This is a genomic window from Actinoplanes sp. CA-051413 (assembly GCF_050955795.1).
GTDB lineage: Bacteria > Actinomycetota > Actinomycetes > Mycobacteriales > Micromonosporaceae > Actinoplanes.
Genome location: NZ_CP192100.1, coordinates 9,157,260 through 9,171,071, shown reverse-complemented (window position 1 = coordinate 9,171,071; position 13,812 = coordinate 9,157,260). Strand labels below are relative to the sequence as shown.

14 protein-coding genes are annotated in these 13,812 nt (G+C 71.0%); 11 read left to right on the top strand and 3 right to left on the bottom strand.

Going from position 1 to position 13,812, the window contains the following annotated elements; translation table 11 throughout:
- The first annotated feature begins 5 nt into the window (after nt 1-5).
- Genes ACQP2Y_RS43275 through ACQP2Y_RS43260 form a run of 4 tightly spaced genes read left to right on the top strand, consistent with a single transcriptional unit; the run spans nt 6 to nt 4,916 of the window.
- Nucleotides 6-944, top strand: coding sequence for a carbohydrate ABC transporter permease (locus ACQP2Y_RS43275; RefSeq protein ID WP_433722279.1), 939 nt, complete (start codon nt 6-8; stop codon nt 942-944).
- A gap of 3 nt (nt 945-947) precedes the next feature.
- Complete coding sequence (locus tag ACQP2Y_RS43270; protein WP_433722277.1) at nt 948-1,775, top strand: carbohydrate ABC transporter permease; 828 nt, start codon at nt 948-950, stop codon at nt 1,773-1,775.
- Between the two features lie 4 nt (nt 1,776-1,779).
- Nucleotides 1,780-3,930: a family 43 glycosylhydrolase gene (locus ACQP2Y_RS43265; protein ID WP_433722275.1), complete on the top strand. Its 2,151-nt coding sequence runs from the start codon at nt 1,780-1,782 to the stop codon at nt 3,928-3,930.
- Nucleotides 3,924-4,916, top strand: a complete 993-nt coding sequence (locus tag ACQP2Y_RS43260) for a glycoside hydrolase family 43 protein (RefSeq protein ID WP_433722273.1) — start codon at nt 3,924-3,926, stop codon at nt 4,914-4,916. Before ACQP2Y_RS43265 ends, ACQP2Y_RS43260 begins: the two co-directional genes overlap by 7 nt.
- A 42-nt stretch (nt 4,917-4,958) precedes the next feature.
- Here ACQP2Y_RS43260 and ACQP2Y_RS43255 read toward each other — a convergent pair whose 3' ends face one another.
- From ACQP2Y_RS43255 to galE, 3 genes are read right to left on the bottom strand one after another with little or no spacing between them, the layout of a single operon-like run.
- Nucleotides 4,959-5,156, bottom strand: a complete 198-nt coding sequence (locus ACQP2Y_RS43255) for a hypothetical protein (protein WP_433722271.1) — start codon at nt 5,154-5,156, stop codon at nt 4,959-4,961.
- Between the two features lie 44 nt (nt 5,157-5,200).
- On the bottom strand, nt 5,201-6,346 hold the full coding sequence (gene galK, locus ACQP2Y_RS43250; protein ID WP_433722269.1) for a galactokinase: 1,146 nt from the start codon (nt 6,344-6,346) through the stop codon (nt 5,201-5,203).
- A 13-nt stretch (nt 6,347-6,359) separates the two neighbouring features.
- Nucleotides 6,360-7,337, bottom strand: a complete 978-nt coding sequence (gene galE / locus ACQP2Y_RS43245; RefSeq protein WP_433722267.1) for a UDP-glucose 4-epimerase GalE — start codon at nt 7,335-7,337, stop codon at nt 6,360-6,362.
- 152 nt (nt 7,338-7,489) lie between these two features.
- Between galE and trpS the strand changes: the two genes are divergently transcribed.
- The 7 genes from trpS to ACQP2Y_RS43210 all read left to right on the top strand — a co-directional run bounded on the left by trpS (nt 7,490) and on the right by ACQP2Y_RS43210 (nt 13,786).
- On the top strand, nt 7,490-8,515 hold the full coding sequence (trpS, locus tag ACQP2Y_RS43240) for a tryptophan--tRNA ligase (protein WP_433722265.1): 1,026 nt from the start codon (nt 7,490-7,492) through the stop codon (nt 8,513-8,515).
- Nucleotides 8,512-9,054 carry a 2'-5' RNA ligase family protein gene (locus ACQP2Y_RS43235; protein WP_433732327.1) on the top strand — a complete coding sequence of 181 codons (543 nt, stop codon included), beginning with the start codon at nt 8,512-8,514 and terminating at the stop codon, nt 9,052-9,054. The genes trpS and ACQP2Y_RS43235 overlap by 4 nt, the downstream gene beginning before the upstream one ends.
- A gap of 73 nt (nt 9,055-9,127) precedes the next feature.
- Nucleotides 9,128-10,048, top strand: a complete 921-nt coding sequence (locus ACQP2Y_RS43230) for a YihY/virulence factor BrkB family protein (protein ID WP_433722263.1) — start codon at nt 9,128-9,130, stop codon at nt 10,046-10,048.
- Between the two features lie 7 nt (nt 10,049-10,055).
- Nucleotides 10,056-10,445: a hypothetical protein gene (locus tag ACQP2Y_RS43225; protein WP_433722261.1), complete on the top strand. Its 390-nt coding sequence runs from the start codon at nt 10,056-10,058 to the stop codon at nt 10,443-10,445.
- Nucleotides 10,446-10,481: 36 nt separating this feature from the next.
- Nucleotides 10,482-10,763 (top strand): SCO4848 family membrane protein, encoded by a 282-nt coding sequence (locus ACQP2Y_RS43220; protein WP_433722259.1) that lies wholly within the window; start codon nt 10,482-10,484, stop codon nt 10,761-10,763.
- Between the two features lie 195 nt (nt 10,764-10,958).
- Entirely contained in the window at nt 10,959-12,053 is a 1,095-nt protein-coding gene (locus ACQP2Y_RS43215) for a BMP family lipoprotein (protein ID WP_433722257.1), read from the top strand.
- Between the two features lie 191 nt (nt 12,054-12,244).
- Nucleotides 12,245-13,786: an ABC transporter ATP-binding protein gene (locus ACQP2Y_RS43210; RefSeq protein ID WP_433722255.1), complete on the top strand. Its 1,542-nt coding sequence runs from the start codon at nt 12,245-12,247 to the stop codon at nt 13,784-13,786.
- Nucleotides 13,787-13,812 lie beyond the last annotated feature (26 nt).

Here is a 13,812-nt window from a genome sequence, read left to right as displayed (position 1 = left end):
CCACCATGGTGGACGTGCTGGAGACGGCCACCACCTCGACCTCGGCGCCCGCGAACCGGGCGCCGAGGCGGGGGTCGGGCGTCACCCCATACCTGTACCTGCTGCCCTACGCGCTGCTGTTCACGACCTTCACGCTCGTGCCGGCCGGCTACGGGCTCTGGATCAGCCTGCACGAGTGGGACTACCTGCTGCCCGGCAAGCCCTTCGTCGGGCTGGACAACTACCAGGCGCTGTTCGACAGCGCGTCGCCGGTGTTCGACTTCTTCTGGCAGAGCATGCAGGCCACCGCGATCTTCACGGTGTTCAGCGTGCCGCTGCTGGTCACCGTGCCGCTGGCGATCGCGCTGCTGCTGAACCGCTCGTTCAAGGGCCGCACCTTCTTCCGGGCGGTGTACTTCGCGCCGTACGTGCTGGGTGTGGCGGTCATCGGCGTGCTGTGGCGCTTCCTGCTCGACCCGAACCTGGGCGCGATCAACGCCATGCTGGGCGCCATCGGTTTGCCCGGCGACACGGCCTGGACCACCGGCCTGCCCTGGGCGTGGATCTCACTGGTCGGCGTGACCGTGTGGTGGACGCTGGGGTTCAACGCCGTCATCTACCTCGCCGGGCTGCAGGACATCCCGCGGGAGCTCTACGACGCGGCCAAGGTGGACGGCGCCGGCCGCTGGGCCGAGTTCCGCCACGTGACCCTGCCCGGGCTGCGGCCGGTGCTGCTGTTCATCGTGATCAACACGATCCTGGCCTCCAGCAACATGTTCGGCCAGGCGTACCTGATCACCCAGGGCGCGCCGGGTGTCGAGACCCGCACGGCGATCATGTACATCGCCGAGGAGGGCCTGCGCAGCTACCGGATGGGCAGCGCGGCCGCGATGAGCTACCTGCTGACCCTGGGCCTGCTGCTGGTCAGCATGATCACTTTCCGCCTGTTCCGGGAGAAGGACTGAGCCATGGGCCGAATCCGCGGTATCGCCTGGTACACCCTGCTGGGCCTGCTCAGCCTGGTCTTCATCGCCCCGATCGTGTGGATGCTGACCACCTCGTTCAAGAGCGCTGACGAGGCCACCCGGGTGCCGCCCACGATCCTGCCGGCGGAACCGACGACCAGCGCGTACGACACGTTGTTCACCGGCGACTCGCAGACGCCCGTGCTGCGCTGGTTCCTCAACAGCCTGCTCGCCGCGAGCGGACAGGCGCTGCTGGTGCTCGTGGTCGCGTCGATGGCCGCCTACGCGCTGGCCCGGATGGAGTTCCGCGGCAAGAAGATCGTCTTCGCCCTGATCATCGGGACGCTCTTCGTGCCGATCTTCACGCTGATCATCCCGAACTTCCTGATCATCGACCGGCTGGGCTGGCTGGACAGCCTCTGGGCGCTGATCGTGCCCGGTGCGGCCAGCGCCTTCGGGGTCTTCTTCCTGCGGCAGTTCTTCCTGGGACTGCCCCGGGAACTGGAGGAGGCCGCGCTGCTGGAGGGGGCCAACTCGTGGCAGATCTTCACCAAGGTGATCCTGCCGCTGTCCAAGCCGGCCCTGGCCACCCTGGCCGTGATCAGCTTCCTGACCAACTGGAACGACTTCATCTGGCCGGTCTACACGCTGTTCAGCCCGGAGAACTTCACGCTGCCGCCCGGCCTGGGCACGCTGCAGGGCGCCTACAACATCAACTACCCGGTGATCATGGCCGGCGCCGCGCTGGCCAGCATCCCGGCGCTGATCCTGTTCATGGTCAGCCAGCGCTACATCATCGAGGGTGTCTCCCGGTCCGGCCTGAAGGGCTGATCTCATGCGACGGTGCACGGCCGCGCTCGCCGCGGCGATTCTGCTGCTCACTCCCGCTGCGGCGCAGGCCGCGCCGCAGCGGCAGACCTACACCAACCCCGTCTCCGCGTCCTTCGCGGACACGTTCGCCGACCCGATGGTCGTGCGGGGCGACGACGGTTTCTGGTACGCGTACGGCACCACCGACCCGCTGCGCGAGGGCGAGAAGGTCTTCCACCGGATCCCGACCGCCCGCTCGACCGACCTGGTGTCGTGGACGTACGTGGGTGACGCGTTCGCCGAGGGCCAGCGCCCCGCGTTCGCCGCTGACAACACCGCCTTCTGGGCCCCTGACGTGCGCCGCATCGGCGCCAAGTGGGTCATGTACGTGACCGTCACGGAGACCCGGGACGGCCCCGGTCGGTCGGCGATCGGGGCGGCCACCGCGCCCACCCCGACCGGCCCGTGGACCTTCGCCGACGAGCCGGTCGTCGCACCCCGGCCCAGTGGCGACGGCGGCTGGCTGTGGACCTTCGACCCGGCGCTGCTCACCACCCCGGACGGCCGCAGCTACCTCTACTACGGCAGCTACTTCGGCGGCATCTGGGTCAGCGAGCTGTCCGCGGACGGCCTGCACATCACCGGTACGGCGACCCGGGTCGCGATCGACAACAAGTTCGAGGGCGCGTACGTCGTCCGCCGCGACGGCTGGTATTACCTGTTCGCCTCCTCAGCCAACTGCTGCGCCGGCCCGACCACGGGCTACTCGGTGTCGGCGGGACGCTCGCGTGACCCGCGCGGGCCGTTCACCGATCGCGACGGCCTGCGGCTGGACGTGTCCCGGGCCGGTGGCACCCCGGTCGTCGCCCCCAACGGCAACAAGTGGGTCGGCACCGGCCACAACGGGCTGATCACCGACCTGGCCGGCCAGGACTGGCTCGCGTACCACGCCATCGACCGGGCCGACCCGTACCTGGACGAGCCGTTCGGGATCAACGAGCGGCCGATGCTGCTGGACCGCCTGGACTGGATCGGCGGCTGGCCGACCGTGCGGGCCGGCGAGTGGGCGTCCGAGCGGCCGGTGGCCGCGCCGGTCACCCGTACGCCGCTGCAGGACGACTTCGACACCCTGTCCCCTCGGCAGTGGCGGGTGGCCGACGGCGAGTGGGCGGCGGTGAACGGCCGGCTCCGCGGATCCGGCACGCTGCTCGCCCGGTCGCCGCAGCGGGGAGACCTGCGCGCGGAGGCCGACGTCCGCGGCCCGGCCGGCCTGACGATCGGTTCCACGGCGGTCCGCATCTCGGGCAACGCCCTGGTCGTCGGCTCCCGCCGGACCGCGCTGCCGGCCGGTTTCGACGCGACGGCCTGGCACCACCTGGTCGTGGAAGTCCGCGACGGCCGGCTCACCGCCACGCTCGACGACACCACCGTGGCGACCGGACGGGCCGGCGACCGGACCGTCGTCGGTGTCACGGCCGCGACCACCGCCGAACTGGACAACGTCAGCGTGGGCCCACTGGCCGAACCGGTCCGCCGGGCGGCCGCAGTGCCCGAGCCCGGGCGCGTGCTGGCCGGGTACTCCGACGACTTCACCGGCTCGGCGCTGAGCCCGGCCTGGACGTTCGTGCGGCCCGACCCGGCGGCGACCGTCAGCGGGGGCGCGCTGCGCTGGCCGGTGCAGAACGCCGACCTCACCGGCACCTCGAACAACGCGGGCGTGCTGCTGCGCGACGCACCGGACGGCAGCTGGATCGCCGAGACGAAACTGACCCTGGACCTGGGCGAGGACTCGGTGCGCAACTACCAGCAGGCCGGGCTCATCGCGTACGCCGGGGACGACGAGTTCGCGCGGCTGTCCGCGGTGGCCATCTGGAACACCCGCCAGGTCGAGTTCGGCCACGAGATCCCGTACGCGGGCACCACCTCGTACGGCGGCACCATCGCCGGCACCCCCGGCCTGACCACCACCTGGCTGCGGCTGGCCCACCACGTCGACAAGGTCAACGGGGAGCACGAGTACCGGGCCGGGGTGAGCCGGGACGGCCGTACCTGGACCTGGGGCGGCGTGTGGACCCTGCCCGCGGACTCGCAGCCGCGGATCGGGCTGATCGCCCACGGTGGCGCCCAGCCGGCCGTCACCGCGTCCTTCGACTACCTGCGGTTCCGCCGGTGGTGAGGCGCCTGATCAGCATCCTGTCCATCGGAATGCTCGCCGCCGGATGCGGCGGCACGAAGGAGCCGACCGTGGCCCAGCCCACCTTCACCAACCCGGTGTACCTGGAGAACTTCCCGGATCCGGGCGCGATCCTGGCCGACGGCACCTGGTACGCCTACGGCACCAACAACACCAGCCAGAACGTGCCGGTCATGACCTCGCCGGACCTGGTCACCTGGACCCCGGCCGGGGACGCGCTGCCCGAGGTGGGCCAGTGGGCCGAGCGGGGCAACACGTGGGCGCCCGAGGTCATCGCCGCGGACGGCGGTTACCTGCTCTACTACACGGCCCGGTCGACGGCGGCGAACCTGCAGTGCATCGGCGTCGCCCGGGCCGAGTCGCCGCAGGGCCCGTTCGTCGACGACGCGGCCAAGCCGCTGATCTGCCAGGCCGACGAGGGTGGCTCGATCGACGCCAGCCCGTACGCCGACGCCGACGGCGCTCTCTGGCTGCACTGGAAGAACGACGGCAACCACATCGGGGAGCCGACCCACCTCTACGGCAGCCGGTTGAGCCCGGACGGCCGGTCGCTGGTGGGCGCGCCGGTCCGGCTGCTGACCAACGACGCCGGCTGGGAGGACCACGTCATCGAGGCGCCGCAGCTGGTCCGCCACGACGGCAAGCTGTTCCTGTTCTACTCGGCGAACGCCTTCGACAAGGACGTCTACGCCGTGGGCTACGCCGAGTGCGACAGCCCGCTCGGGCCGTGCCGCAAGGCTGCGGAGAACCCGATCCTGCGCACGACACCGGCCGCGGCCGGTCCCGGGCACAGCTTCCTGGTCACCACGCCGGCCGGGGAGACCTGGCTGCTCTACCACGCGTGGCCGCCGGAGGCGATCGGCAGCGTCGCCCCGGGCCGCCAGCTCTGGCTGGACCGGGTCGACTGGGTGGACGGCCGGCCGGTCGTACGCGGCCCGAACGCCGAGCCGCAGCCCCTGCCCAGGTGACCAGCACCGGGCGGGCTCTCGGGCCCGCCCGGTGACTTGTCGTCAGTCCTTCGCGTCGTCGCTCTGGGTCGCGTTCTCGATGCCGTCGGAGAGGGCTCCGGTGAGGTCGTCGGACGGCACCGCGACCCGCTCGGCGTCGACCCGGTCGGCCGGGTCCCGCTCGGGCTCGGGCTGCGGCGCGGTGGCGTCCCCGGCGAAGCCGAACTCGTTCGGCTGGTTCGGTTCGGATTGCGCAGTCATGACCGGATCCATACCCGCTGCGCGACCGCTGACACCCCCGCGGCTCAGGGCAGGCGGGCAGCCCCCGGGCCGGGGACGGCCGACCAGGTGGTCGGTGCGGTGAAGTCGTGCTCCGCGTACGCGCGTTCGACCGCCGCCGTGGTCTCGTCCGCCCGGTCCGCGTCGATCAGGGCCAGCACACAGCCGCCGAAGCCGCCGCCGGTCATCCGGGCCCCGTACGCGCCCGCCGCCAGCGCCGCCTCGACCGCGACGTCGACCTGGGCCACCGTGATCTCGAAGTCGTCGCGCATCGAGGCGTGCGACGCCGTCATCAGCGGGCCGATCTCGGGGATCCGGCCGGACCGCAGCAGCTCCACCGTGTCGAGGACCCGCTGGTTCTCGGTGACGATGTGGCGTACCCGGCGGCGTGTCACGTCGTCGTCGAGCCGGGCCAGCGCCGCGTCGAGGCCGTCGGGAGTCACGTCGCGCAGGGCGGGGACGCCGAGGATGCGGGCGGCTTCCTCGCAGGACTTGCGGCGGGCGCCGTACTCGCCGTCGACGTGCTGGTGCGGCGCGTTGCTGTTGATGATCAGGATGGCCAGGCCGTCGGCCGCCAGGTCGAACGGGATCTGCTCGACCGCCAGCGACCGGCAGTCCAGGAACAGCGCCCGGCCCTCGGTGCAGCGGATCGAGGCCGACTGGTCCATGATCCCGGTCGGCGCGCCGACGTAGACGTTCTCCGCGCGCTGGGCCAGCGCCGGCCGTTCGGCCACCGGCAGCTCCAGCCCGCCCAGCTCGACCAGGGCGGTCAGCGTGGCCGACTCCAGGGCGGCGGACGACGAGACCCCGGCGCCCACGGGCACGTCCGAGGCGAACGCGATCCGGGCCGGCGGCACGTCGAAGCCGGCCTCCTGCAGGGCCCAGACGATGCCGGCCACGTAACCGGCCCAGCCCTCGACGCCGCCGGGCTGCGTGGCGCCGAACGAGACCGAGCCCTCGGTGAAGGTCGAGCACACCGTCCAGTCCGGGCCCTCGGCCGGGGACGCCGCCGCGACCACGTGCTGCGGCAGCGCGAAGGGGAGCACGAAGCCGTCGTTGTAGTCGGTGTGCTCACCGATGAGGTTGACCCGGCCGGGCGCCGCCCACAGTCCGGTGGGCTCGGCGCCGTAGGCGTCGCGGAAGGCCTGCGCCGCGGAGGATGCAACAGTCATGTCCATGATCAGATCACGCGACGTGGCTGCGGTAGAACGCCCACGCGTCGCCGATCATGTCGGTCAGCGTGTCCTTCTCCGGCACCCAGCCGAGCTCGTCGCGGGCCCGCTGCGACGAGGCGACCAGGCTGGCCGGGTCACCGTCGCGTCGCGGCGCCACCTCGACCGGCAACTCGGCCCCGGTGACCTCGCGGGCCACCTCGGCGACCTGGCGGTTGGAGAAGCCGTTGCCGTTGCCCAGGTTGTAGATCTTGTGCTCGCCCGGGGTGGCCGCGTCGAGCGCGAGCAGGTGGGCCCGGGCCAGGTCCTCCACGTGGATGTAGTCGCGCACGCAGGTGCCGTCGGCGGTCGGGTAGTCGTCGCCGAAGAGCTGGAGCTTCTCCCGCTTGCCCGCGGCCACCTGCAGGGCGATCGGGATGAGGTGGGTCTCCGGGTCGTGCCGCTCTCCGACGGCGGTGCCGTCGGGGCGGATCAGCGCGCCGGCCACGTTGAAGTAGCGCAGCGAGACCGCGGCCAGCCGGTGCGCGAACGTCTCGGAGGTCAGCGCGTAGTCGAAGGCCAGCTTGGTGGCGCCGTACGTGCTGGTCGGGGCCTTGACCGCGGACTCGGTGATGGGCAGCTCGGTGGGGTTGCCGTAGACCGCGGCGGTGGAGGAGAAGACGATGCGCGGCACCCCGGCGCTGCGTACGGCGTCCAGCAACGCCAGCGAGCGGATCAGGTTGTGGTCCCAGTACAGCTCGGGCTTGACCATCGACTCGCCGGCGGCGATCAGGCCCGCGAAGTGCACCACCGCGTCGAAGCCGGCCTGCGGGGTCAGCACACTGCCGGCCTCGGCGATGTCGGCCTGCACGAAGGTGGCGTCGGGCGCGACCGCCTCCCGGAAGCCGGTGCTGAGGTTGTCCAGGACGGTGACCTCGTGACCGGCGTCGAGCAGCAGCCGGCTGGTGACGCTGCCGATATATCCGGCCCCTCCCGTGACGAGCAGTTTCACGTCGTGACCTTTCGTAGCGGATGCTGGACGGACGCGCTGTCTCCAGAATAGCTTTCCACCAAGAACGCTCATAAGTCAACACGTTCAAACATCAGACAATCCGGTGCCGGGCGTTTGACGGAAAGCCCCGCGAAGCTGACACAATGGCGCTCATGTCCGACGCCGACCACCGTCCCCGGGTGCTCTCCGGCATCCAGCCGACTGCCGATTCCTTCCACCTCGGCAACTACCTCGGCGCGGTCCGTAACTGGGTGGCCATGCAGGAGACCGCCGACGCCTTCTACTGCGTCGTGGACCTGCACGCGATCACCATGGGGCACGACCCGGTGGCCCTGCGCAACCGCACCCGTCTGTCGGTCGCGCAGCTGCTCGCCCTGGGCCTGGACCCGGAGCGCTGCACCCTCTTCGTGCAGTCGCACGTCCCCGAGCACGCGCAGCTCGCCTGGGTGCTGAGCTGCATCACCGGCTTCGGCGAGGCCGGCCGGATGGTCCAGTTCAAGGACAAGTCGGCCAAGCAGGGCTCGGACACCACCAGCGTCGGGCTGTTCACCTACCCGATCCTGCAGGCCGCGGACATCCTGCTCTACCAGGCCGACGCCGTGCCGGTGGGCGAGGACCAGCGCCAGCACCTCGAGCTCACCCGCGACCTGGCCCAGCGGTTCAACACCCGGTTCGGCCCGACCTTCACCGTGCCGGCGGCGTACATCGTGCGCGACACCGCCAAGATCACCGACTTGCAGGACCCGACCGCGAAGATGTCGAAGTCCGCGTCGTCGCCCAACGGCATCCTCGAGCTGCTCGAAGAGCCCGCCCGGTCGGCCAAGAAGATCAAGTCGGCGGTCACCGACACCGGCCGCGAGATCCTCTACGACGAGGAGAACAAGCCCGGCATCAGCAACCTGCTGACCATGTACGCGGCGCTGACCCAGCGGACCATAGACGAACTGCTCGAGGAGTACGACGGCCGCGGCTACGGCGACCTCAAGAAGGACCTCGCCGAGGTCTTCGTCGAGTTCGTCAAGCCGGTCCAGGAGCGCACCCGCACCTACCTGGAGGACCCGGGCTACCTCGACAAGGTCCTCGCGGTCGGCGCCGACAAGGCCCGGGCGGTCTCCGCGGTCACGCTGGCCAACGCCTACCAGCACCTCGGTTTCCTCAGCCCGGCGCGCGAGGTCTGACCCGCGTGGCCGAGGGCACGACGCGCATCGGCGTCGCGATCGACATCCCCGAGCCGTGGGGCTCGGAGCTGACCCGCCGCCGGGGCGCGGCGGGCGATCCGCAGGCGGCGTACACGCCGGCGCACGTCACCCTGCTCGGCCCGACCGAGATCCGCACCGAGGCGTTGGCCGACGTCGAGAAGCACCTCGAGGCGGTCGCCTCGGCCCAGCAGCCGTTCACCATCCACCTGCGCGGCACCGGCACGTTCCGGCCGGTCACCGAGGTGGTCTTCGTGACCCTCGCGGTCGGCATCAGCGAGTGCGAGCTGCTGGCCGCCGCGATCACCGCGTCGGAGGCGATCAACCGGGACACCCGGTTCCCGTACCACCCGCACGTGACGGTGGCCCAGGACGTGCCGAGCGACGCGCTCGACGCGGTCTTCGAGGATCTGGCCGGCTTCTCGGCGCGCTTCGACGTCGGCGGTTTCACGCTCTTCTCGCACGGTGGCGAGGGCCCCTGGCAGCGCCGGCGCGACTACCCGCTCGGCGGCCTGCGTTAACCAGCCCGGCCCGCCGGAGGACCCGCCCGGGCCTGCGCGGACAGACCCCGCCGCATTGGGTACGGTCGGCGGCGTGAACGCCATCGACCGGGCGTACGCCGCGGTCGAGTCCCGGATCATGGCCCTGCGGCACCGCTCGCGGTACTTCGACCACCTGTGCCGTGCGTTGCTGCGCTACGACGAGGTACTGGGCGGCCGGCTCGCCGCGGCCATCGCCTACTACGGCTTCTTCGCGGTCTTCGCCCTGGCGCTGATCGGCTACTCGATCTTCGGCTTCCTGGTCAACAGCAACACCGGGCTGTTCCAGATCGTCCAGGACTTCCTCGGGGAGAACCTGCCGTTCCTGGACGTCGAGGCGATCGTGGCCAGCGGCCGGACCGTCGGCATCGTCGGCATCGTCGGCCTGGTGTTCACCGGCATCGGCTGGGTGGAGGCGATCCGCTCCTCGCAGCGGCTGATCTGGCGGCTCAACGAGCAGCCCGGCTACATCGGCGTCCGCCAGGCCGTCGACCTGCTCGTGATGATCGGGATCCTGCTGCTGCTCGGCATCTCCGTGTTCGCCGTCTACGGCCTGGAGTCCCTGCTGGAGTGGCTGGCCGGCGGGCACGTGTCGTTCCTGCGCGCGGTGGTCAGCCTCATCCTCACGCTGGGCATCAACATGCTGCTGGCGGCGGCCCTGCTGGCCGCCGTACCGCGGCTGCGGATGACCGCGCGCCGGATGGCCCCGCCGGTGCTGCAGGTCGGCATCGGCATCACCCTGCTCAACACCGTGGGCCGCTCGCTGCTCGGCCTGGTCGAGCGCAATCCCGCGTACGGCCTGGTCGCCAGCGCGGTCGGCGTGCTGGTCTACCTGTACGTCTTCAACCAGTTGCTGCTGTTCGGCGCGGCCTGGGCGGCGACCAGCCCGCACGGTCGCGTGGTGGACCTGTCAGCTGACGATAAAACTGCTCCGGTGGGGCAAAACACCTGGATTCGGCACCACCGCCCGGAATGATGAGCGGGTGGGGACCCTCGTGACACTGCACCTGCCGCCTGACTCGCCGGTGGCGAACCTGCCCTGGATCATCACCATCGGCGCGCTGGACGACGAAGAGGAATGGGAGCCGCTGGTCTGCGGACCGTACGAGCGCCCGCACGCCCTCGCGCTGGCCCAGGCCGTGGTGGCCGACGAGGACCTGATGGCGGTCGTCGAACCGCTGCTGCCGCTGGCCGACGCCGACGCGATCCGCGCGGAGATCGAGCTGGCCCGCTCCGGCCAGGACATCGACACCACCGCGACCGACCTGGACAGCGAGGGACCGCTGCGTACGACGCCGGGCCGGCCACCGTCCGAGGCCGAGGTCCGCGCCGGCTTCGCCCGCATCGCCGCGAAGCTCACCGCGGGCGGCTGACCGGGAGCCCGCCGGCCGGGCGGGCATACTCGTGTCGTGGTGCTCTCGCGACGGTGGTCGGCGTTCCTGGTCCTGGTCGGTGTCTGGACGTGGCTCATCTGGCCCCGGTTCGGTCTGGCGATCTACCGCGACGACCGGTCGTTCACCGGCGGCAGCCCGACGTCGTTCCTCTGGGTGCACGCACTGCTGATCACCGCGTCGCTCGTGATCGGCACGACGGTCGGCGTGCTGGGGGTCCGGGCCTGGCGCGCGGCGGCCCCCGCGCCGCGACGCGCCGAAGAAAACGCGGCCGTAGGTCCGGTGCCGCCGAAAGATTAACGGCGGGTTACTCGGGCAACCGGGCATTTCCCGCCCCAGCCTTGCTAAAGCGGCGTTCAGGAGCCCGGCCGGTCGCGGCCAGATAACGGTGCGCCAACAGTCCGGTCCGATTTCCTGACGCCGCCGTGGCCTGCGGCTACGCTCCCGACCTGAGACGCACCGCGAAGTGCCGGTGCGCTGTGGAAGGAGGGCGTCTTGCGCCCAGTACGTGGGAAGCGAATCGTTGCGATTCTCGCGGCGGGTGGGCTCTCGCTCGCCGCCGCTGCCTGTGGCGACGCCCCGGACGACACCCCGAGTGGCGGCGCGAGCAGCGCCGCCGCGGCATATAAGGCGTGCATGGTCACCGACACCGGTGGCATCGACGACCGCTCGTTCAACGCCTCGGCGTGGGCCGGCCTGCAGGCCGCCAAGGAGGCGCAGAGCAGCGTCGACCCGAAGTACGTGGCATCGACGGCCGAGGCCGACTACGAGCCCAACCTGCGGCAGTTCGTCACGCAGAAGTGCAACTTCATCCTCTCGGTCGGCGGCCTGATGGGCGGCGCCACCGAGAAGGTGGCCAAGGAGAACCCGACCCAGCAGTTCGGCATTGTGGACAGCAGCATCGCGGGCGCGACCAACGTCTTCCCGATGCAGTTCGCCACCGAGCAGGCGGCCTTCCTGGCCGGCTACGTCGCGGCGGGCTACTCCAAGACCGGCAAGGTGGCCACCTACGGCGGCCTGAAGATCCCGCCGGTCACCGTCTTCATGGACGGCTTCGCCGACGGCGTGGCGTACTACAACAAGCAGAAGAGCAAGAGCGTCCAGGTGCTCGGCTGGGACAAGGCGAAGCAGAACGGCACCTTCGCCGAGAACTTCGGTGACCAGAACAAGGGCAAGACCATCACCAACTCGCAGGTCTCGCAGGGCGCCGACGTCATCATGCCGGTGGCCGGCGGCACGGGCCTGGGCACCGCGGACGTCGCCAAGGCGTCCGGCGGCAAGGTGTCGGTCATCTGGGTCGACCAGGACGGCTGCAAGAGCGCCGAGCAGTACTGCGACGTCTTCCTGACCACGGTGGTCAAGAACATCACCGACGCGGTCGAGACGGCTGTCGCGGACGGCGCCTCCGGCAAGCCGCTCGCGGCGACCCCGGGCTACCTCGGCACGCTGGAGAACAACGGTGTCTCCATCGCGCCGTACAACCAGTTCGACAGCAAGGTCGACGCCGGCCTCAAGTCCGAGGTCGAGAAGCTCAAGGCGGACATCATCGCGGGTACGGTCAAGGTCGAGTCGGCCAACGCCCCCAAGTGATCCGTTTCCCGGGCCACCGGGTCACGAGCTAGCAATCCGGCCGCCGCGCGGTCGTGGGGTCCACCCCCGCGGCCTGCGCGGCGGCTCTGCTCAGGCTGCTAACGTCCCCCCGTTGATCACCAGCCTCTCGTCTGCAGGAGATTCCGCTGAGACTCGAACTGCGCGGCATCACCAAGCGCTTCGGCGACCTGGTGGCCAACGACCACATCGACCTGACCGTCGAACCGGGCGAGGTGCACGCCCTGCTCGGTGAGAACGGCGCGGGCAAGTCCACCCTGATGAACCAGCTCTACGGGCTGCTCCAGCCCGACGAGGGCGAGGTGCTCGTCGACGGCGTGGCGCGGACCTTCCGCAGCCCCCGCGACGCCATCGCGGCCGGCATCGGCATGGTGCACCAGCACTTCATGCTCGTACCGGTCTTCACCGTGGCGGAGAACATCGCCCTCGGCGCGGAGAAGGCGCGGGCCGGCTTCCTGGACCGGCGCCGGGCCCGGCGCGAGGTGCTCGAGGTCTCCGAGCGCTACGGCCTGCCGGTCGACCCGGACGCCCTGGTGGAGAACCTGCCGGTCGGCGCCCAGCAGCGGGTCGAGATCGTCAAGGCGCTGACCCGCGACGTCGACCTGCTGATCCTCGACGAGCCGACCGCGGTGCTCACCCCGCAGGAGACCGGCGAGCTGCTGGCCGTCATGCGCAGCCTGGCGACCGCCGGCAAGTCCATCGTCTTCATCACCCACAAGCTCAAAGAGGTCAAGGAGATCGCCGACCGGATCACGGTGATCCGCCGCGGCCGGACTGTAGGCACCGCCTCCCCGGACACCCCCGAGGACGAGCTGGCCGCCCTGATGGTCGGCCGCGCGGTCAACCTGGAGGTCACCAAGGCCCCCGCCGAGCCCGGCCGGGAGGTCCTCAAGATCTCCGGCCTGATCGTCGACGACGACCGCGGCGTACGTGCGGTGGACGGCGTCGACCTGGTCGTGCGGGCCGGTGAGGTGCTCGGCATCGCGGGCGTGCAGGGCAACGGGCAGACCGAGCTGGTGGAGGCCGTGATGGGCCTGCGCGAGCCGCGGGCCGGGACCATCCAGGTCGACAACGAGGACCTGACCGGCATGACCACCAAGCAGATCCTGCGCTCCGGCGTCGGCTACGTGCCCGAGGACCGCAGTCTCGACGGCGTGGTCAAGGAATTCACCGTCGCCGAGAACCTGGTGCTCGACCAGTACGACCGGGCGCCGTACGGCAACGCCTTCCGGCTCAACCCGGCGGCGGTCGCCGCGGCGGCCCGCGAGCGGGTCGAGCAGTTCGACATCCGTACGTCCTCGCCGGACGCGGCGGTGAGCACCCTCTCCGGCGGCAACCAGCAGAAGGTCGTGGTGGCCCGGGAGCTGTCCCGGCCGCTGCGGCTGTTCATCGCCTCGCAGCCGACCCGCGGCGTGGACGTCGGCTCGATCGAGTTCATCCACGGCCGCGTCGTGCGCGAGCGGGACGTCGGCACCGCCGTACTGGTGGTCTCCAGCGAGCTGGACGAGGTCGCGGCGCTGGCCGACCGGATCGCCGTCATGTACAGGGGGCGGATCCTGGCGATCGTCTCGCCGGACACGCCCCGCGAGGAGATCGGCCTGCTGATGGCCGGCATCACGGACCCCTCGGCCGCGGCGCCGGCCGCTCCGGTGACCGAGCCGGGCACCGGACCGGCCGCGGACGGCGACGGGGCCGCAGAGAAGGGGACCAAGTGACCACCGACGAACCGGTCGGCGCACCG